Genomic DNA, 18,140 nt, shown 5'->3' with positions numbered 1-18,140 from the left:
AATTGCCGGCGTTGAGTAGGGCCGGCGATCTAACCGTGGCTGACCCGAAGCAACTTGGCCAAACTCGGCAGCTTGATGCGGGGGCGCCCGTGCGGCTCCCCGGCCGCCCGCTCATGAGCGTCGATGAGCTCCCAGTGCGCCGAGGTGACCAGTTTGGGTTGGCGCGATGCCAGCCAGTCCGCCAGCCGGTCCGCGTGGTTGTCCGGGAAATCCGCCAGACCACTGTCGTCGCCGCGGGCCAGGTCGGCGAGCAGCGTGTCCACGGTGTCCTGGGAGTCCTTCTTGTTGGTGCCGATGACGCCGGTCGGCCCGCGCTTGATCCACCCGACCACGTATTCGTTGCGGCTCCCGTCGACCCGGCCACCACTATTGGGGATCGTCGCGGTCTTCTCGTCGAACGGCAGCCCAGGGGTGGGCACGCCGCGGTAACCGACCGAGCGCACCACCAGCTGGACCGGCAGCTCCTCGCGCTCGCCGGTGTCGCTGGCGGAAACCCGCCCGTCGGCGTCGGTGGTCAGCTCGTTGCGGCCGAGCACGATCCGTTCCACCCGGCCCTCGCCTTTGATCTCGATCGGCGAGGTCATGAAGCGCAGCACGATCCGGCGATGCCCCGGGCGCGGGGGGCGCTTCGCGTAATCACGCAGCACATTGATGTTCTGCTTGGCCGTCTTGCCGGCAGCGGCGGCATCCTCGTCGCTCACGCCTTCGAGCTGGGCCGGATCGACGATCACGTCGACGTTCTCCAGCTCGCCCAGCTCGCGAAGTTCGAGCGTGGTGAAGGCGGTCTGCAGCGGCCCACGCCGACCGATGACCACCACTTCGTCGACTCCGCACGGCCGCAACGACTCCAGCGCGTGGTCGGCGATGTCGGTCTGGCCCAGCACGTCGGGATCGGTGACCAGGATGCGCGCGACGTCGAGGGCGACGTTGCCGTTGCCGACGATCACGGCCCGCGCGCCCGACAGGTCGGGCGTGGCCTCCTCGAAGTTCGGGTGCGCGTTGTACCAGCCCACGAAATCGACCGCGGCGATGCTGCCATCCAGCTCCTCGCCGGGAATGTTCAGCGCGCGGTCGGACTGCGCCCCGACGGCATAGACGACGGCGTCGTAGCGCTCGGCCAGCTCACTGGCTTGCACGTGCTCGCCGACTGCGATGTTGCCGAAGAAACGGAAGCGCGGGTCTTGGGCCGTCTTCTCGAATTGCTTACTGATCGACTTGATCTTCGGGTGGTCGGGGGCGACGCCGGAGCGCACCAGCCCCCACGGGGTGGGAAGCATCTCGAGCATGTCGACGGCGACATCGATGTCCTCGGATCCGTCGGCCGCCTTCAGCAAGGATGACGCGGCGAAAAACCCCGACGGTCCGGAGCCGACGATTGCAACGTGGTATGGGCGCATTCTCGACCTTCTATTCGGGCCCGGTTCAGCGCGCAGAGGGGCTGTCGCGCGCGAGCAGGGCACATGATCGTGACTCGACTCTAAACGCATGACCGCTGGTCGTGACCTCAGCACTCGCCGGTGGCCGAGCAGGTTGGAGGCCCCCGGTAACGTTGTCGGCTGTGGAACCCGACCGTCAAGCCGACATCGCCGCCCTCGACTCCACCCTGACCACGGTGGAGCGGGTGCTCGATGTGGACGGTCTGCGCGCCCGCATCGAGAAGCTCGAACACGAGGCGTCCGATCCTCAGTTGTGGGACGACCAAGCCCGCGCCCAGCGGGTGACCAGCGAGTTGTCTCACGCGCAGGGCGAACTACGCCGGATCGAAGAGCTGCGGGGGCGGCTGGACGATCTGCCGGTGCTCTACGAGCTGGCCGCCGAGGAGGGCGAAGGCGCCGCTGACGCGCTCGTCGAGGCCGACGCCGAGCTGAAGGCGTTGCAGGCCGAGATCGAGGCCACCGAGGTGCGCACCCTGCTCTCGGGCGAGTACGACGAGCGTGAGGCGCTGGTCACGATCCGCTCCGGGGCCGGTGGGGTGGACGCCGCCGACTGGGCCGAGATGCTGATGCGGATGTACATCCGGTGGGCCGAGCAGCACAAGTATCCCGTCGAGCTGTTCGACACCTCCTACGCCGAAGAGGCCGGCATCAAGAGCGCGACGTTCGCCGTGCATGCGCCGTTCGCCTACGGCACGCTGTCGGTGGAGCAGGGTACGCATCGGCTGGTGCGAATCAGCCCATTTGACAACCAGAGCCGGCGTCAGACCTCGTTCGCCGAAGTCGAGGTGCTGCCGGTGGTGGAGACCACCGATCACATCGACATTCCGGAAGGCGATGTGCGCGTTGACGTTTACCGCTCGAGTGGCCCCGGCGGCCAATCGGTGAACACCACCGACTCCGCGGTACGTTTAACCCACATCCCAACGGGTATCGTCGTAACTTGCCAGAACGAAAAATCGCAGTTGCAGAACAAGATCTCGGCGATGCGAGTGCTTCAGGCAAAATTGTTGGAGCGCAAGAGATCTGAAGAACGCGCCGAACTGGACGCGTTAAAAGGCGAAGGTGGCAGTTCGTGGGGCAACCAGATGCGCTCCTACGTGCTGCACCCCTATCAGATGGTCAAGGATCTGCGGACCGAATACGAGGTCGGCAACCCTGCGGCCGTCCTGGATGGAGACATCGACGGATTCCTGGAAGCGGGAATCCGTTGGCGCAACCGAAAAGATGACGAATAACACAAGTATTCTCGCGGCCTCGATGACGCACCGCTGGCACGACTTCTGGCGGGGCGAGATCGGCGAGTGGATCATCACCAGGGGTCTGCGGATCGCCATGGTGCTGATCGCCGCGGTGCTGGCGGCCCGGTTCGTCAACTGGGTGGCGCAGCAGGTGACCCGCCAGCTCAACCTCGGCTTCGCCGAAAGCGACGCGCTGGTGCGCTCGGAAGCCTCCAAGCACCGCCAAGCCGTGGCGTCGGTGATCTCCTGGGTGTCAATCGTCATCATCGGCATCTGGGTCATGATGCAGATCGCCGACGTGCTGCAGTTTTCGGTGGGGGGACTGGTCGCGCCGGCCACCGTGGTCGGCGCCGCGCTGGGTTTCGGCGCCCAGCAGTTGGTGAAAGACCTGCTGTCCGGCTTCTTCATCCTGATGGAGAGGCAGTACGGCTTCGGGGATCTCGTCACCCTCACCGTCGTTGCCGCCACGGAGGCCAGCGGCACGGTCGAGAACGTGACGTTGCGAGTGACCCGGCTGCGCTCGCCGGATGGCGAGGTGTTGACCATTCCGAATGGGCAGATCGTCAAGGTGGTCAACCTGTCCAAGGATTGGGCGCGCGCGGTGGTGGACATCCCGGTGTCGACCAGCGCCGACCTGAACAGGGTCAACGACGTCCTACACCAGGAATGCGACCGCGCGATGGACAACCCCGTGCTGGGGGAATTGCTGTTGGATGCGCCCACCGTGATGGGTGTCGAAAGCATCGCGGTCGACACCGTCACGCTGCGTCTGGTGGCCCGGACCTTGCCCGGCAAGCAGTTCGAGGTCGGCCGGCAGCTGCGCGTCCTGGTCATCAGGGCGCTGGCCCGCGTCGGAATCGTGACGGCGGCGGACGCGCGGGTGGGGCTCGTCGAGGACCCCTCCGTCCCGGCCGCCCAGGCCGCCGAACAGCAAACCGACGATGAAATCCAAGGTGCGGGGCACAAGCGTTGAAGTTCACCCTGAACATCCTCGAGAAGCGCGGCGACGACACGGATGCCGACAATCGCTGGCCGAATTACGTCTTCGGCGGGCGGATGCGCACGTCGACCCTCGTGCTGATCATCGTCTTCTTCGCGGTGTGGTGGACCTACGACACCTACCGCCCGGAGTCGGCGCCCAAGCCACCGGCCCAGCAAGTGGTGCCGCCGGGGTTCGTGCCCGACCCCAACTACACGTGGGTGCCGCGCAGCCGCCTGCAGCAGCCGCCGGCCACCGTCACCTACACGCCGACCCCGACGACCACGCCGCCGCCTCCACCACCGCCGCCGCCCCCGGTGACCACGACCACCACTACGCCGCCGTTCCAGATGCCGCAGCTGCCGTGCATACTCCCGGCGCCGTTCTGCCCGCCCAGCACGACGCCCCCCACGCCGACGCCCGAGCAACCGCAGCCTGGTCCCGGACCGACCCCCACTACGCCGCCCCCGGCCCGTTGACTTCGCCTGCCAGCGAAGATCACCGCTACACTGGCGTGCCGTGATGATCACCCTGGACCACGTCAGCAAGAAGTACAAAGCGTCGGCGCGCCCGGCGCTGGAAGACGTCAACGTCAAGATCGACAAGGGTGAATTCGTCTTCCTGATCGGGCCGTCGGGCTCGGGCAAGTCGACGTTCATGCGCCTGCTGCTGGGCGCGGAAACGCCGTCGGCCGGCGATGTCCGGGTGTCAAAGTTCCACGTCAACAAGCTGCGCGGCCGGCACATCCCGCGGCTGCGCCAGGTCATCGGCTGCGTTTTCCAGGACTTCCGCCTGCTGCAGCAGAAGACGGTCTATGAGAACGTCGCGTTCGCCCTGGAGGTGATCGGCAAACGAACCGAGGCGATCAACCGGGTGGTGCCCGACGTGCTCGAAACCGTCGGCCTGTCCGGCAAGGCCAATCGGCTGCCCCACGAGTTGTCCGGTGGTGAACAGCAGCGGGTGGCGATCGCCCGCGCGTTCGTCAACCGGCCGCTGGTACTGCTGGCGGACGAGCCGACGGGCAACCTCGACCCAGATACCAGTAAGGACATCATGGATTTGTTGGAGCGGATCAACCGCACGGGGACGACGGTGTTGATGGCGACGCACGACCATCACATCGTCGACTCGATGCGCCAGCGCGTCGTTGAGCTGTCGTTGGGCAGGCTGGTGCGCGACGAGCAGCGCGGCATCTACGGGATGGACCGCTAAGTGCGCTTTGGCTTCCTGCTCAATGAGGTTCTGACCGGGCTTCGCCGCAACGTCACGATGACGGCCGCGATGATCCTGACGACCGCCATCTCGATCGGGCTGTTCGGCGGCGGTCTGCTGGTGGTCCGGCTGGCCGACAATTCCCGGGAGATCTATCTCGACCGCGTCGAGACGCAGGTCTTCCTTACCGACGACATCTCGGCGAACGACGCGACATGCGTGTCCGCTCCGTGTAAGGCGCTGCGCGACAAGGTCGATGCGCGACAGGACGTCAAGTCGGTGCGGTTCGTCAACCGGCAGGACGCCTACAACGACGCCATCAAGAAGTTCCCGGAGTTCAAGGATGTCGCGGGGAAGGACTCGTTTCCCGCATCGTTCATCGTCAAGCTGAACAATCCCGAACAGCATGCGGAATTCGATGCCGCGATGCAGGGGCAGCCCGGCGTGCGCAGCATCCTCAACGAAAAAGATCTCATCGACCGGCTGTTCGCGGTGCTGGACGGGTTGCGGGATGCCGCGTTCGCCGTCGCGCTGGTGCAGGCCGTCGGGGCAATCCTGTTGATTGCCAACATGGTGCAGGTCGCGGCCTACACCCGCCGCACCGAGATCGGGATCATGCGACTGGTGGGCGCCAGCCGGTGGTACACCCAGTTGCCCTTCCTGGTGGAGGCGATGCTGGCCGCGTCCATCGGTGTCGCCATCGCGGTCATCGGCCTGATGCTGGTGCGGGCGTTGTTCCTGGACAACGCGCTGAGCCAGTTCTACCAAGCCCACTTGATCGCCAAGGTCGACTACGCCGACATCCTCTATATCTCGCCGTGGCTGTTTCTGCTCGGTGTGTCGATGGCGGCCCTGACGTCGTACGCGACCTTGCGCCTCTATATCCGGCGGTAGCTGTGGTCAAGGGATCCGGCCGGGCGAAGGCGGCGGGCGGCAAAGGCGGCAGCAAACAAGTTGTGGCCACCAATCGTAAAGCGCGGCACAACTATTCGATCATCGAAACGTTCGAGGCCGGGGTGGCGTTGCAAGGCACCGAGGTCAAAAGCCTGCGCGAAGGCCAGGCCTCGTTAGCTGACGCGTTCGCAACGATCGACGACGGCGAAGTTTGGTTGCGCAACTTGTACATTGCCGAGTATCAGCACGGTAGCTGGACCAATCATGATCCGCGGCGCAACCGAAAGTTGTTGTTACATCGGCAACAAATCGACAGGCTGGTCGGCAAGATTCGAGATGGTAACCTCGCCTTGATGCCGCTGTCTCTGTATTTCTCCGAGGGCAAGGTCAAGGTCGAACTGGCCCTTGCGCGCGGCAAAAGGGCTTACGACAAACGCCAGGACCTGGCCCAGCGCGATGCGCAGCGCGAAGTGGTTCGTGAACTTGGGCGCCGAGCAAAGGGCATGACCTGATCGGCGCCGCTTACGCCCAGCTGTCGGCCGTTACGTACGGTGTCAGCGATTTTGTGGGCGGTGTCGCAGCTCGGCGGGTGGCCGCGCTGCGCGTCATGCTGGTCGCCTATCCGATCGAGACCGTGTTGCTGGGCGCGATGGCCATCTTCGTCGGTGGCCCTATTCATGTCGGTGCCGTTGTGTGGGGAACCCTGTACGGAATCGGCATGGCCTTCGGCATGTGGGCGTTCTTCGCGGCGCTGGGTTCGGGACCGATCTCGGTCGTCTCACCGTTGGCCGCCGTGCTGAACGCCGCGGTGCCCGTCGCGGTCGGTATGGCGTTGGGGGAGCGGCCGGGGCAGGCGGCCCTGGTGGGCGTCGTGCTGGCGCTGGGAGCGGTCATGCTGGTCAGCCGCGAGGCCCCCGTCGAGGGCACCCCGTATCGGTTCACGCCGAAAGTGGCCTGGCTCACAGTCGTTGCGGGCTCGGCGATGGGACTGAACCTGGTGTTCCTGCATCAGGCGCCCCACGTCTGCAAGCTGTGGCCGCTGTTCTTCGCCCGGGTGGCGGCCAGCCTGGTGATCTTCGCGATGGCCGCAACCAGCCAGAACCTGAAGATGCCACGCGGTAAGCCGCTGCGGTTGGCGGTGGCCGTCGCCGTGCTGGACATTTTCGCCAACATCACCATGCTGGCGGCCCTGCACACCTGGCTGCTGTCGTTGGCCAGCATCCTGATCTCGCTGTATCCGGCGGCGACGGTCGTCCTGGCGATGGTCGTGCTGCGCGAGCGGGTGACCCGCTGGCAGGGGATCGGCATGGTGCTCGCCATGGGGTCCGTGGCCATGATCGCCTCGGCGTAGACGGTTGTGATGCGGCCTAATATTGGGCCGTTGGCACATATCACCGCCCGGGGAGACGACGTTGGCCGCGTTTGATACCGAGGACCCTGTCATTCGAGAGCTGTCGAACGCGGTGGACAAGAGCCCCGATGTGATCGAGCTGCGGATGCATCTGGCCGGCTTGCTCGCGGACAAAGGCCGCTATGCCGAGGCGCTGGGCCATTGCAGCACGGCATTGACGCAGGAGCCGGGCAACGCGAACGCGCTGGCCCTCCTGCAGCGGTGCAGCGCGGCGCTGGCGGCGCCACCGACCGAAGCGTCGGCACCGGTTGCGGAACAGCCTGCCGCCAACGAGGGCTTCGACTGGTCGAGCGCCGAACAGGAAGTCGCCGACATCATCGAGCCCGCATTCGTCGAGCAACCTCCTGACGTGGTCAACGAGGACGACTTCGACGTGGTGCAGCGCGTTCGTGTCCGGCTGGACGATGTCGCGGGCATGGATGAAGTCAAACGCCAGCTGGACCTCTCGTTGCTCGGCCCGATCCGCAACCCCGAGCTGATGAAGGCGTTCAAGGTATCCGCGCGCGGCGGGTTGTTGCTGTATGGGCCACCGGGTTGCGGTAAAACTTTCATCGCCAAAGCGGTTTCTGGTGAGCTGGGAGCGAGCTTCTATCAGGTGGGAATCGCGGACGTCCTGCACCACTGGTTTGGCGAATCCGAACGCAGCATCCGCGCCGTCTTCGACACCGCTCGTCGCAACGCACCTTGCGTCCTGTTCTTCGATGAGGTGGACGCCCTGGGGCATCGGCGCTCCGCGCTGAGTGGTAGCTCCGGGATGCGCCCCGTGGTCAACGCCCTGCTGGAGGAGATGGATTCGGCCGGCTCGGCCAACGACGGGGTGTATGTCCTCGGCGCCACCAACGCGCCCTGGGATGTCGATCCCGCTTTACGGCGGCCCGGCCGATTCGATCGGATGATCTTCGTCGGCCTACCCGACACCGGGGCGAGGGCCGGGATCGTGCGTTCACACCTGCAAGATCGGCCCATCGCGGGCATCGATCTCAAGTCGATCGCCAACCGGACTGAAAATTTCTCGGGTGCCGACCTGGCCTACGTCTGTGAGACGGCCACGCAACTGGCGATGGCCGATTCGATGCGCAGCGGGCAGGTTCGGCCGGTGGCCATGGCCGACATCGACACCGCCATCGCGCAGATCCGGCCAAGTACCGGGCCGTGGTTCGAGACCGCCCGCAATGTCGTCGAATTCGCGAACAACGACGGTACCTATGACGAGCTGGCGAAGTATCTGCGGCGCAAAAAGTTTCGGTGACCTCCGATGACTTCGGAGCCTGGACTCGGGCGGATCGACGAGGCCATCCGGGTCGCAGACGCCTACATTGACGCCAGAAAATACGAAAGCGCGCGTGAGATCCTGGGCCGGTCACTGTCACAAAACCCCAACGACCCCGCCCTGCTCGCGTCCTACTCTCGTGCCGAACTCGCTCTTGGCAATTATTGGCCCGCCGCGCGCAGCGCCTATGCCGCCTTGTCCGGCGCACCCGACAACGAGTTCGCAATGCGGTTGTATGCGCTGTCGCTCTACGGCTTGGGGCGCCGTGATGACGGCCTGTGGATGGCGTGGCGAGCGGTCACTTCTCATCCGAATGAACCTGCACCACTGCGGCTTTACGCGTTGTTGTTGCAGAGGGCGCGGCAGTTGCGCTCGGCGCTGGACGTCATCGACCGTGCGCTACGGCTGGATCCGCAAAACGTCGAAGCGCTCATTCGGCGCGGCTCGATCCTGGATGACATGGGCCTGCGGAACGAGTCCGAGGCTGCGTATCGGGCGGCGCTGCAGCTGGATCCCGCGAATGCCGAGGCGCTGAACGACCTGGCCGTTCATCGATTGGGGCACTTCAAGTTTGGACGCGCACTGCAAGGGTTCCTCGGCGCTGCGGGGAGCGATCCGGAGTACGGGGAGCTGAGCCGCAGGAATATCGGAGTCGTTCTCCGAAAAGTGCTCACCCTCGTAACTATTGGAGCCTGTGTTCTCAGTGTGCTCCTCGCCGTCACCGCAGGGGTCTACGACGAAGGGCGCTCGACTGCGGCGTTGCGAGTGCTGGTCGGACTGCTCACCGCGATCTTGGTCGCCGTGCTGCGGTGGTTGCTCCGCGCGATCCCGCGTCAAGTGTTCATTGCGGTCCTGCGCGAGCAGTACTTCGTCGCGCTTCGCCTCGCCCATGCAGGCGTAGTGGTCGTCGCGGGGGCATGGGTCACCGTTTGTCCGTGGCCCCCAGGGATGATCGCCGTGGGGGGTATGCTGGCCGTCGCAGCCCTGGTAATAATGCGGATCGGTCTCTTCATCAGGAAGTAGGCAGCTTACGATCCTGGCCATGGCCGATCGCCCCGTCACCAAGCTCGACAAGTCCGCCGTGCTCTCCGGTCTGTTCACCGTCTGGGATGACCTCGACGCGCTGTTGGCCGGGTTGTCCGAGGCGCAATGGCGGGCCGCGAGTCCGCTGCCGGGCTGGGACGTCAAAGCGTTGGTGTCCCACATGATCGGCACCGAGTCCTTCCTCGCCGGCATCGCCGCGCCCCAGCCGGATATCGACGTCTCGACCCTGGAGCACGTGCGCAACGACATCGGGGCGATGAACGAGTGCTGGGTTCGCCATCTGGGCGCGCACGCGGACGCCGATGTGCTGGAAAGCTTCAGGGCGATCACCGACGACCGGCGCGCGGCCCTGACGGCCCTGTCCGATGAGGAGTGGGACGCGGTGACGGCGACTCCCACGGGGCCGGACACCTACGGCCGATTCATGCGGATCCGGGTGTTCGACTGCTGGATGCACGAGCAAGACATCCGCGTGGCCTTGGAGCGCCCGCCCACCGACGACGAGCTCGCCGGCCCCGCTGCATCGCTGGCCGTCGACGAGATCGCCGCCACGATGGGCTACGTCGTGGGCAGGCTGGCCAAGGCTCCCGAGGGTTCGCGCGTCCAGTTCGAGCTGACCGGCCCGCTGGCCCGCACCATCCGGGTCAGCGTCGACGGCCGCGCCGCCGTCGTCGACGACTTCGCGGGACAGGAACCCACCACGACAATCCGGCTGGACGGGCTGCAGTTCACCAGGCTCGCCGGCGGGCGCCCGATGTGCCCGGCGCGCGCCCAGGACGTCGAACTCGGCGGCGACCAGGACGTCGCCACGCAGATCGTCGAGCACCTCAACTTTGTGATCTGATCGCAGCCCGGCGGGGAAGATAATCCCGTTGCCGCTGGTTGGTAGGCGGGTACCATTGATATTCCTGCCGAAAGTCGGCGGGATGCGAGGGGCTGAACGGTTTCGACTTCGCGCATCGAATCAAGGGAAGCGTGCCGGTGCAGGCAACCGACCACCGTAAGCGTCGTTGCAAACAGATAAGCGCCGATTCACATCAGCGCGACTACGCTCTCGCTGCCTAAGCGACAGCTAGTCCGTCAGACCGGGAAAGCCCTCGACCCGGAGCCTGGCGTCAGCTAGAGGGATCCACCGATGAGTCCGGTCGCGGGACTTATCGGGACACCAACAGCGACTGGGATCGTCATCTCGGCTTGTTCGCGTGACCGGGAGATCCGAGTAGAGGCATAGCGAACTGCGCACGGAGAAGTCTTGAGGGAATGCCGTAGGACCCGGGTTCGATTCCCGGCAGCTCCACAACTGAAGATCTACTAGTTAGCAGGCCAGAGCGAGTATTCTCTCGGGCCTGCTTTCTTTGTAGGCACATTTCGGCACAGGTCGTAGCGCTTAAGCCGTTCGCGGTTTACAAGGTTCGGCTAGTCGTCTGCAGGCTGATTCCTGCGAGCATCCCAAATCCTTTGTGTCTGCTCATCGATCGATCGGTGGTGGATTTCCTGAAAGTTCCGTCCACCGCGGTGGAATGTGGCAATGACAGCGGACGGCACATCCTGCTCCGGCATCGGTGACGGCAGCCAATCGCACGGTCGTACGTGCACCAAATCCACTGCCGCGGCCGTTTCGTCGGCGTCATAGAAGTACGGCCCGCAGATGCGGCCCAACCAGAACCACCCGTCGGTGTCGCGGGTCCACACAAACGAGCCGTCGTCGAGCTCGGCGAATCGGGCGATCCGATGGACAAGCGGTTCCTGTTCGCCCGAGCGGTCCACGTATTGCCCGAAGCCGCACAGGCCGAGCCGTCGAGCCCGATCGATCGCAGCTTGTGGATCGACGGCATCGTTGCGGGAACGCATCGGCGCGCGGTGGACGGCGACCATGACAAACATCGTGCCCTGATGTACCGCCGGCGACCGTCCAGGCGTGCGCCGATCGCCGAGCACAGATGCTCGGTGCGCTAGGACCGAAGTGGCTGCGTCGGGACGCAACTCAGCTGTGTTGTCGCTTACCGCGTTTGCGCGTCGTCAGCTCTTCCAGACGACCTTGTCGACGCCGGCGGCATCCCGGTAGACAACGCTGTCCGGGGCCGTGCCGCCCCGAACGTCGAAGTAAAGCCGCCCGGTTGCCTGGGCGCCCGGTGCGATCGGCTGGTTGGGAAGGCCGTCGACTTCGTGCCCCTTCATGACGGCATAGGTCGAGCTGTTGACGGCACGCGCGTTGAAGTCGGCAATGACCGGAGTCGCGTTACCCCGCACACCCGTGGCCGTGACGTCGGAGTACCAGATGCCGTCGTTGTGACCGCTGGGCTGCAGGTTGTTCACGATGTAGTTGATGGCTTCTGCGCCGTTTGCGCTGGGAATCTCTGCAGATTGGCCGAATGCCACGACTTGGGGGTCCGCCCATGCCGGTGTGGCCATCAGGATTCCTGCCGTCGCGATGCCGGCGGCAGCCGCCGCCGTTTTCCTGGCAACCGTAGAGAGCATCATGCCGAACTCCTTCCCTAGGTCCCTGCAGTCAAGAAGCGCTAGCCGCTTGCTCGATATCGCGGGGCGTATCCAGACTTGCGGGTTTCAAACCTGCTCGACGACGGCAGGTTGAACGATCTAACCTTTCGCCTCCAGGACCACGATGGGGATGGGACGCGACGTCCGCTTCTGATATTCGACGTAGCGGTTTTGGTTGTTCTTGTTGACGACTTGCCATAGCCGCGAGTAGTCGGGGTCGTCGGGCAGCACCGGTCGGGCGGTGACGGCGAAACGCCGTGGGCCGACGTTGATCTCGACGTTGGGATTGGCTTTCAGGTTGTGGTACCAGCCGGGGGCGTATGCAGCAGCAGGCTCGGTATCCATAGTGTGCGGTGACCGATCCAACCGTTTGTCTTCCGATATACCGTGTCGTGCACCCGGAGCAGCCGGGGGAGCACCTTGTCTTCTACGGAACTCATAGCTGCCAGTCTTGCTCGATAGCGTCGGTCTGCTCCAGGGCTTCCTCGAAGCGCGAGGCAATTCGGACGAATATCCGCACTTGTCTGCCGACATGGCTATAGTCACCTCGGGCTGAAGGGACGGTTAGCTCAAAGGGGGGCAGACGGTAATTGGCGCAAGCATCGACAAATTGCTGCCGCCGTCGCGATTCGAATGTATCTGCCATTCTCGAATAACGATCATCGCTGCGCCCTCGCAGCCATGATTGTTCGGCGAAAGTCTTCCGTCCACCCAGTTGGTGACCATGGCAGACGTTGAGAGCGTCCGCCCCGGCACGGAAGTACGGGACCTGCGGCCGCCGAAGCTGGCATTTCGCCAAGACCTCGAAGGCCTGCGTGCCGTCGCGGTGTTGGCCGTCGTGCTCTTTCATGCCGGCGTGCCCGGTATGGGTGGTGGGTTCACCGGCGTAGACGTGTTTTTCGTCATCTCCGGTTTCCTCATCACCGGAATGCTTTTCCGCGAGGTGAGCACTGCGGGAACCGTCCGCCTGGGCCGGTTCTACGGGGCGCGAGCCCGCCGGCTGCTGCCGGCATCGGCCGCGGTGGGAGTTGTCACCGCGATCGCCTCGGCGATCCTGTTGCCTCCGTTGCAAGCTGAGGGCGTCATCGCTGACGGCGTCGCCAGCGCGCTGTATATCGGCAACTACTGGTTCGTCTTTCACGGCATCGACTACCAACTTGCTTACACGCCGCCGTCGCCGTTCCAGCACTACTGGTCCCTGGGTGTAGAGGAGCAGTTCTACCTGGTGTGGCCGGCCGTCATCATCGGTACGGCTTGGGTCATCCGGCGGCTGCGTCAGCGCGACACGGCCCCGTCGTCCGAGCGGCCTTATTTGTTCGCCCTTGGGCTGGTCGCGGCCGTGTCGTTTGCCGCGTCGCTGCTGGCGACTCCGATCGTGCCTTCCGTCGCGTTCTTTTCACTGCCCACCCGGGCGTGGGAGTTGGCCGTGGGCGGCCTGGTGGCCCTGACGACCGCCCAGTGGCGCCGGCTGGCGGCGCTGCCCGCCGCGATCGTGGGATGGGCAGGCCTGGCACTGATCCTGCTGGGTTGCACCGTCTTGAGCGTGACCACGCCCTATCCGGGCACGGCCGCTCTGTTGCCCGTGCTCGGCACCGCGCTCGTGATCGGCGCGGGCTGTGTCGACCCCACCCGGGGGTGCGGGCATCTTTTGGCGTGGTCGCCGATAGGAGCCATCGGCCGGATTTCGTACTCGTGGTACCTCTGGCACTGGCCGGTGTTGTTGCTCGCGCCGCCGTTGCTGGGCCATCCGCTGGGGCTGGTGGGCAGGCTGGCGACGGTCGCGATATCCGGCGGCCTGGCCGTGCTCACACTGCGCTTCGTCGAAAACCCGCTCCGCTTCGCCGCTTCCGTGCGCCGGTCTGCGCTCCGCAGTCTGTTGCTCGGTGGTGTCGCGACCGCGGTGGCGGTATGCGTGGGTGCGGCGTTGCTGGTAGCGATCCCCGCCCCCGTCGGGCACGGAGCCCCGGCGGCGGCGCTGAAAGTCAGCGGGCCGATTCCACCGGCGGGCGACAGCATCGACGCGTACGACGCGGCGGTGCAGTACACGATCGCGCAAGTGCAGACGATGGTCGCGGTGTCCGCCGACCTCAAGGCAGTTCCGTCGAATCTCAACCCGTCGATCAGCAGTGCGGCGGCCCAAAACCCGACCGCCTACTTCAAGGGTTGCCTGCGGAATTTCCTGGAGGCCGACCAGCCCGAGTGCATCAGCGGCGACAGAGCCTCGAAGACCAGCGTCGCCCTGGTCGGTGACTCGACCGCAGCGATGTGGATCCCTGCATTCCAGCAGGTCACCGGGCAGCGGCACTGGCGGCTGGAGACCCTGACCAAGGGCGGCTGCCCGATGCTGGACCTGCCCATCATCAACCCGTTCCTGCGGCGGGAATTCACCGAGTGCGACAAGTGGCGCGATCTGGTCGTCGCCCGCCTGCGCAACCAGCACCCACAGTTGGTCGTGTTGAGCCTGTGGCGGAAATACGGTGACCGTTACGACTTCCCGGCGGGTGTCACGTCATACGACTCCGCCTGGCTCGGCAGCCTGACCCGACTCGTCCAGCAGCTGCGCGGCACCGGTGCGAAGGTGCTGGTGCTCGGGCCGGCCCCGGATCCGCACGCATTGGTGCCGACCTGCCTGTCCGGTCACCTCGATGACGCCACGGCATGCGCGCCGCCGAGATCGACGGCGGTGAACGATCCGGGCATCGCCGCCGAGGCGGCCGCTACCAAAGCCGGCGGCGGACAGTATGCCGACCTCACCGAGCTGTTCTGCACCTTGGACCGATGCCCGGTCATCGTGGGCAACACCGTGGTGTTCCACGACGCCAATCATCTGACATTCGAATACGCCCGGGAGTTGGCGCCGGTGATGGGCTCGCTGGCTGATCGCGCGCTTCTGCCCGGCTGACGCACGGTTCTGCGAGCCCTGCCTCAGGCCCGAGGCTTTGCGACGATCCTGGCCGGAACCGTTCAGCGGGTGCGCTCATGTTCGCTACCCTTAACTCGATTCATCAGTTGCCTGGGAAGTTGAGGCCACGAAATGGCTGAAAGACCCAAGGCTCGCCCCCGGGCGCCGGGACCGAGCGACATCGTCGCGGAGTTGGCTGCCGCCGGATTCGACAACGCGCGCCAGATCGCCCGAGGCGCCGCCGGCGTGGTGTATCGCTGTCACGAGACTGCGCTCGGGCGAAACGTCGCCATCAAAGTGTTGCCGACATTCGTCGACGACGAGAGCCGCGAACGGTTTCTCCGCGAGGGCTACGCCATGGGTGGGCTCTCGGGGCATCCGAACATCGTCAACATCCTGCGCGTCGGCGTCACCGCGGGCGGCCGGCCTTACATCGTGATGTCGTACTGCGCCGCCGGTTCCCTGGGCCTCCGGGTGCAGCGGGAGGGGCCGATCGCCTGGCCCGAAGCCATGCGGATCGGTGTGAAATTGTGTGGGGCGCTCGAAACCGCCCACCTGTCCGGCACTTTGCATCGCGATATCAAGCCCGCGAACGTTCTCGTCAACGACTACGGCGAACCGCAACTCACCGACTTCGGGACGGCACACGTCGCCGGGGGATACGAAACGGCGTCCGGGTTGTTCTCTGGCACAGTCGATTTCCTCGCACCCGAGGTGATGACCGGCGATCCGGCGACGGTCGAGACCGATGTTTACTCGCTGGGTGCCACGCTCTATGCCCTCATTGCCGGCAACGCTGCATACGAGCGCCGCAGCGGCGAAGACCTCCTCGCGCAGTACACCCGGATCAGGAGCACGCGGGTCCCGGACCTGCGCCCCAATGGGATCCCCGACGCGGTGTGTTCGGCGGTCGAGAAAGCGATGCGGATCGACCCGGCTGAGCGGCCGGCCTCGGCGGCGGAGTTCGGCCGCGGATTGCAGGAGAGCCTGCGGCGCAACGGATTAAAGCCCGACTCCATGGCGATCACCGCCGCCGGTGCGGGTCCGGGACACACCGTGCGGCCGGTGCCGAGACCGCCGAGGATTGCCAAACCGGGCCCACGGATTGCCGGCCCGGAAAGCGCCACCTCGCTGATGAATGCGCTGGGCGATCGCACCACCTCGACGCCACCGCTTCCGCCGTCACCACCGGCCGGCCGGCAACCGGGACGCGCACCCGCTGCCGCGCGCGGCCCGACCACCCCCGAGCCCACCCAAGCGATCCCCCAACCGACAAGCGTCACCGACGCCATCGCGCCGACGAGTTCTACCGACCGAGGTCCGGGCACGCCGCGCGCATTGGCGACCGGGGCGGTGGCGTGGCCCAAGCCGTCGCAAGCGAAGCGAAACCGTGTCACGGCGGCGTTGATCGCCGTGGGGATCGTGGTGGCTGTGTTGGTGCTGGGCAGCGGCGTCTACGTGCTGCTGACCCACGGCAAGCGGCACCCCGCGGCCGCCGCGAGCCAGCCGGGCCAGGCATCGGTGAAGTGGCAGCCGATCACCAACGCGCGCATTGCGCGCGACGCTGCGGCCACCACCCAGGCCGACGGCACGATCTGGATCTTTGGCGGAATCGGAAGCGACCACGCGGTCGTCGCGAACCACGAGGGGTACGACCCCGTCATCGACAGCTGGAAGAGCGGCGACGATCTCCCGGTGCCGGTTCAACAGGCCATGTCCGTGACGTGGCAGGGAAACCCGATTGTGCTCGGCGGCTGGCGCGGCACGGGCGCGCAAAAGGTTGCCAGCGACCAGGTTTGGCGTGTGGTCAACAGTCATTGGGTCGAGCTGCCCCACATGTTGCAGCCCCGCGCGGCAGCGACGGCGGCCGTGGTGGGCGACCGCATCATCGTCACGGGCGGTGTCGACGCAAACGGAGCGCTGCTGAACTCCACCGAGATCTTCGACGGCAACACCTGGACCCTCGGCACCCCCATCCCGACCCCGCGACAGATGCTGGCCGGCGCGTCGGACGGAAAGCTGGTGTACACGGTCGGCGGAACCAACGGGAACACCGACCTGGTGGCGGTCGAGGCGTATGACCCTGCCGCGAAGACCTGGACGAAATTGCCCGACCTTCCCCAGCCGCGCAGTGACTTCGGCGTGGCGATCGCCGATCGGCGCCTGGTCGCCGCGGGGGGACAGGCGGCCGGGCAGGTCCTCAAGAGCGTGGCGGTGCTCGATCTGTCAACGAAGACGTGGGAAGCCTTGCCGGACATGGGAACTGCGCGCCACGGCATGGCGGTCGATGCGGTGGGGAAATCCATCTACGCCATCGGCGGGTCGACGGCCGTCGGCGACGGCCAGGTGACCTCGACGGCCGAAGCGTTGCAGTTGCCGGCGCGCCTAACCCAGCCGGTCGCGCAGTGGCGTTCCCTGCCGGACGCACCGACGCCCAGGCTGATGACCGCCTGGACCGTGCTCGACAACAAGATCTGGATCATGGGCGGACTGCGCGACGGCGCCGCGCTGCAGACGGTCGAAAGCTATGACCCGCGCACCGGCGCCTGGCAAGCACAACCCCCCTTGCCCATCCCGCTCCACCACGCCGCGGCGGCCGCTTATCGCGGCGAGGTCGTGGTACTCGGGGGTGCCAGCAGCGATCTCACGCAGGCGTCCACCAAGGTGTTCGCCTTGCGGGGCGGCCATTGGGTGGAGTTGGCCGGCCTCACCCACGCTCGGGCGGCACCGGCCGCCGCGGAGGTCGGTGACAAGCTCGTCGTCGCCGGCGGACAGAACGCCAAGCAGCTCGTCGGCCAGACCGAGGTCTTCGACGGCAGCTCGTGGCACGACGCGGCCAACATGCCCACCCCGCGCGAACACCTGGCTGCGGCGTCCGATGGCACCTACATGTACACGGTCGGCGGGAGATTCCTGTCCTCAGACAAGAACTCCGCGGCGTTTGAACGGTTCGACCCCCAAGCGGGCACCTGGACAAAGTTGGTGGACATGCCAACTCCGCGTGGAAGTTACGGCGCCACGTTCATCGATGGCCGAATCGTGGCGGTCGGTGGTGAGGAACCGACGCAGGTGTTGGGAGTGGCCGAAATGTACGACATCGCCGAAGCGAAGTGGACCACGCTGCCCCCGCTGCCGACGCCGCGTCACGCCGAGGCGGTCGCGACGGTCGGCAACACGGTGTACTGCATTGGCGGCGCGAACCGGCCCACCCACGAAGGCCCCGTCGCGACGGTCGAGGCCTTGGACTTCGTCTAG

At 65.9% G+C, this 18,140-nt stretch carries 15 protein-coding genes, 1 other RNA gene and 1 pseudogene; 13 read left to right on the top strand and 4 right to left on the bottom strand.

Going from position 1 to position 18,140, the window contains the following annotated elements:
- Positions 1-29: 29 nt before the first annotated feature.
- Positions 30-1,397 carry an FAD-dependent oxidoreductase gene (locus AC0KS4_RS18385; RefSeq protein WP_238956600.1) on the bottom strand — a complete coding sequence of 456 codons (1,368 nt, stop codon included), beginning with the start codon at positions 1,395-1,397 and terminating at the stop codon, positions 30-32.
- A 161-nt stretch (positions 1,398-1,558) separates the two neighbouring features.
- On the opposite strand from AC0KS4_RS18385, the gene prfB reads away from it, so the two are divergent.
- The 11 genes from prfB to ssrA all read left to right on the top strand — a co-directional run bounded on the left by prfB (position 1,559) and on the right by ssrA (position 10,784).
- Positions 1,559-2,671, top strand: coding sequence for a peptide chain release factor 2 (gene prfB / locus AC0KS4_RS18380; RefSeq protein WP_225326424.1), 1,113 nt, complete (start codon positions 1,559-1,561; stop codon positions 2,669-2,671).
- Positions 2,661-3,647, top strand: coding sequence for a mechanosensitive ion channel family protein (locus AC0KS4_RS18375; protein WP_225326425.1), 987 nt, complete (start codon positions 2,661-2,663; stop codon positions 3,645-3,647). The genes prfB and AC0KS4_RS18375 overlap by 11 nt, the downstream gene beginning before the upstream one ends.
- A complete protein-coding gene (locus AC0KS4_RS18370) occupies positions 3,644-4,132 on the top strand; it encodes a hypothetical protein (RefSeq protein WP_238956599.1) in 489 nt (162 codons plus the stop codon). Before AC0KS4_RS18375 ends, AC0KS4_RS18370 begins: the two co-directional genes overlap by 4 nt.
- 43 nt (positions 4,133-4,175) lie before the next feature.
- Entirely contained in the window at positions 4,176-4,865 is a 690-nt protein-coding gene (ftsE, locus tag AC0KS4_RS18365) for a cell division ATP-binding protein FtsE (protein WP_225326576.1), read from the top strand.
- Entirely contained in the window at positions 4,866-5,759 is an 894-nt protein-coding gene (gene ftsX / locus AC0KS4_RS18360; RefSeq protein WP_225326427.1) for a permease-like cell division protein FtsX, read from the top strand.
- A gap of 2 nt (positions 5,760-5,761) precedes the next feature.
- Positions 5,762-6,271: an SsrA-binding protein SmpB gene (smpB, locus tag AC0KS4_RS18355; protein WP_225326428.1), complete on the top strand. Its 510-nt coding sequence runs from the start codon at positions 5,762-5,764 to the stop codon at positions 6,269-6,271.
- A 95-nt stretch (positions 6,272-6,366) separates the two neighbouring features.
- Positions 6,367-7,110 carry a DMT family transporter gene (locus AC0KS4_RS18350; protein WP_238957357.1) on the top strand — a complete coding sequence of 248 codons (744 nt, stop codon included), beginning with the start codon at positions 6,367-6,369 and terminating at the stop codon, positions 7,108-7,110.
- A 61-nt stretch (positions 7,111-7,171) separates the two neighbouring features.
- A complete protein-coding gene (locus tag AC0KS4_RS18345; protein WP_238956598.1) occupies positions 7,172-8,419 on the top strand; it encodes an AAA family ATPase in 1,248 nt (415 codons plus the stop codon).
- Positions 8,420-8,425: 6 nt separating this feature from the next.
- Positions 8,426-9,463, top strand: coding sequence for a tetratricopeptide repeat protein (locus AC0KS4_RS18340; RefSeq protein WP_238956597.1), 1,038 nt, complete (start codon positions 8,426-8,428; stop codon positions 9,461-9,463).
- Positions 9,464-9,482: 19 nt separating this feature from the next.
- Positions 9,483-10,328, top strand: coding sequence for a maleylpyruvate isomerase family mycothiol-dependent enzyme (locus AC0KS4_RS18335; RefSeq protein WP_225326431.1), 846 nt, complete (start codon positions 9,483-9,485; stop codon positions 10,326-10,328).
- Between the two features lie 88 nt (positions 10,329-10,416).
- Positions 10,417-10,784: a transfer-messenger RNA gene (gene ssrA / locus AC0KS4_RS18330) on the top strand.
- Positions 10,785-10,900: 116 nt separating this feature from the next.
- On the opposite strand, the gene AC0KS4_RS18325 is transcribed toward ssrA, so the two are convergent.
- From AC0KS4_RS18325 to AC0KS4_RS18315, 3 genes and pseudogenes are all read right to left on the bottom strand, one after another.
- A complete protein-coding gene (locus tag AC0KS4_RS18325) occupies positions 10,901-11,359 on the bottom strand; it encodes a GAF domain-containing protein (RefSeq protein ID WP_225326578.1) in 459 nt (152 codons plus the stop codon).
- A 144-nt stretch (positions 11,360-11,503) separates the two neighbouring features.
- Positions 11,504-11,965, bottom strand: a complete 462-nt coding sequence (locus AC0KS4_RS18320) for a DUF1942 domain-containing protein (protein WP_225326432.1) — start codon at positions 11,963-11,965, stop codon at positions 11,504-11,506.
- Between the two features lie 117 nt (positions 11,966-12,082).
- Positions 12,083-12,423, bottom strand: a pseudogene (locus AC0KS4_RS18315) (nitroreductase/quinone reductase family protein).
- A gap of 284 nt (positions 12,424-12,707) precedes the next feature.
- Between AC0KS4_RS18315 and AC0KS4_RS18310 the strand changes: the two are divergent.
- Positions 12,708-14,885 carry an acyltransferase family protein gene (locus tag AC0KS4_RS18310; RefSeq protein ID WP_238956596.1) on the top strand — a complete coding sequence of 726 codons (2,178 nt, stop codon included), beginning with the start codon at positions 12,708-12,710 and terminating at the stop codon, positions 14,883-14,885.
- A 132-nt stretch (positions 14,886-15,017) separates the two neighbouring features.
- Positions 15,018-18,140, top strand: a complete 3,123-nt coding sequence (locus tag AC0KS4_RS18305; protein ID WP_472408522.1) for a Kelch repeat-containing protein — start codon at positions 15,018-15,020, stop codon at positions 18,138-18,140.

This window comes from Mycobacterium sp. NTMscope_MAC_12 (assembly GCF_976985675.1).
The sequence above is the reverse complement of the archived record's forward strand: the minus strand, read 5'-3'. Positions and strand labels throughout refer to the sequence as shown.

Coding starts and splice junctions, on each gene's coding strand:
- AC0KS4_RS18385 (WP_238956600.1), bottom strand. CDS start 1,397: ATGCGCCCATACCACGTTGCAATCGTCGGCTCCGGACCGTCGGGGTTT.
- AC0KS4_RS18375 (WP_225326425.1), top strand. CDS start 2,661: ATGACGAATAACACAAGTATTCTCGCGGCCTCGATGACGCACCGCTGG.
- ftsE (WP_225326576.1), top strand. CDS start 4,176: ATGATCACCCTGGACCACGTCAGCAAGAAGTACAAAGCGTCGGCGCGC.
- AC0KS4_RS18350 (WP_238957357.1), top strand. CDS start 6,367: ATGCTGGTCGCCTATCCGATCGAGACCGTGTTGCTGGGCGCGATGGCC.
- AC0KS4_RS18340 (WP_238956597.1), top strand. CDS start 8,426: ATGACTTCGGAGCCTGGACTCGGGCGGATCGACGAGGCCATCCGGGTC.
- AC0KS4_RS18335 (WP_225326431.1), top strand. CDS start 9,483: ATGGCCGATCGCCCCGTCACCAAGCTCGACAAGTCCGCCGTGCTCTCC.
- AC0KS4_RS18325 (WP_225326578.1), bottom strand. CDS start 11,359: ATGGTCGCCGTCCACCGCGCGCCGATGCGTTCCCGCAACGATGCCGTC.
- AC0KS4_RS18320 (WP_225326432.1), bottom strand. CDS start 11,965: ATGATGCTCTCTACGGTTGCCAGGAAAACGGCGGCGGCTGCCGCCGGC.
- AC0KS4_RS18310 (WP_238956596.1), top strand. CDS start 12,708: ATGGCAGACGTTGAGAGCGTCCGCCCCGGCACGGAAGTACGGGACCTG.
- AC0KS4_RS18305 (WP_472408522.1), top strand. CDS start 15,018: ATGGCTGAAAGACCCAAGGCTCGCCCCCGGGCGCCGGGACCGAGCGAC.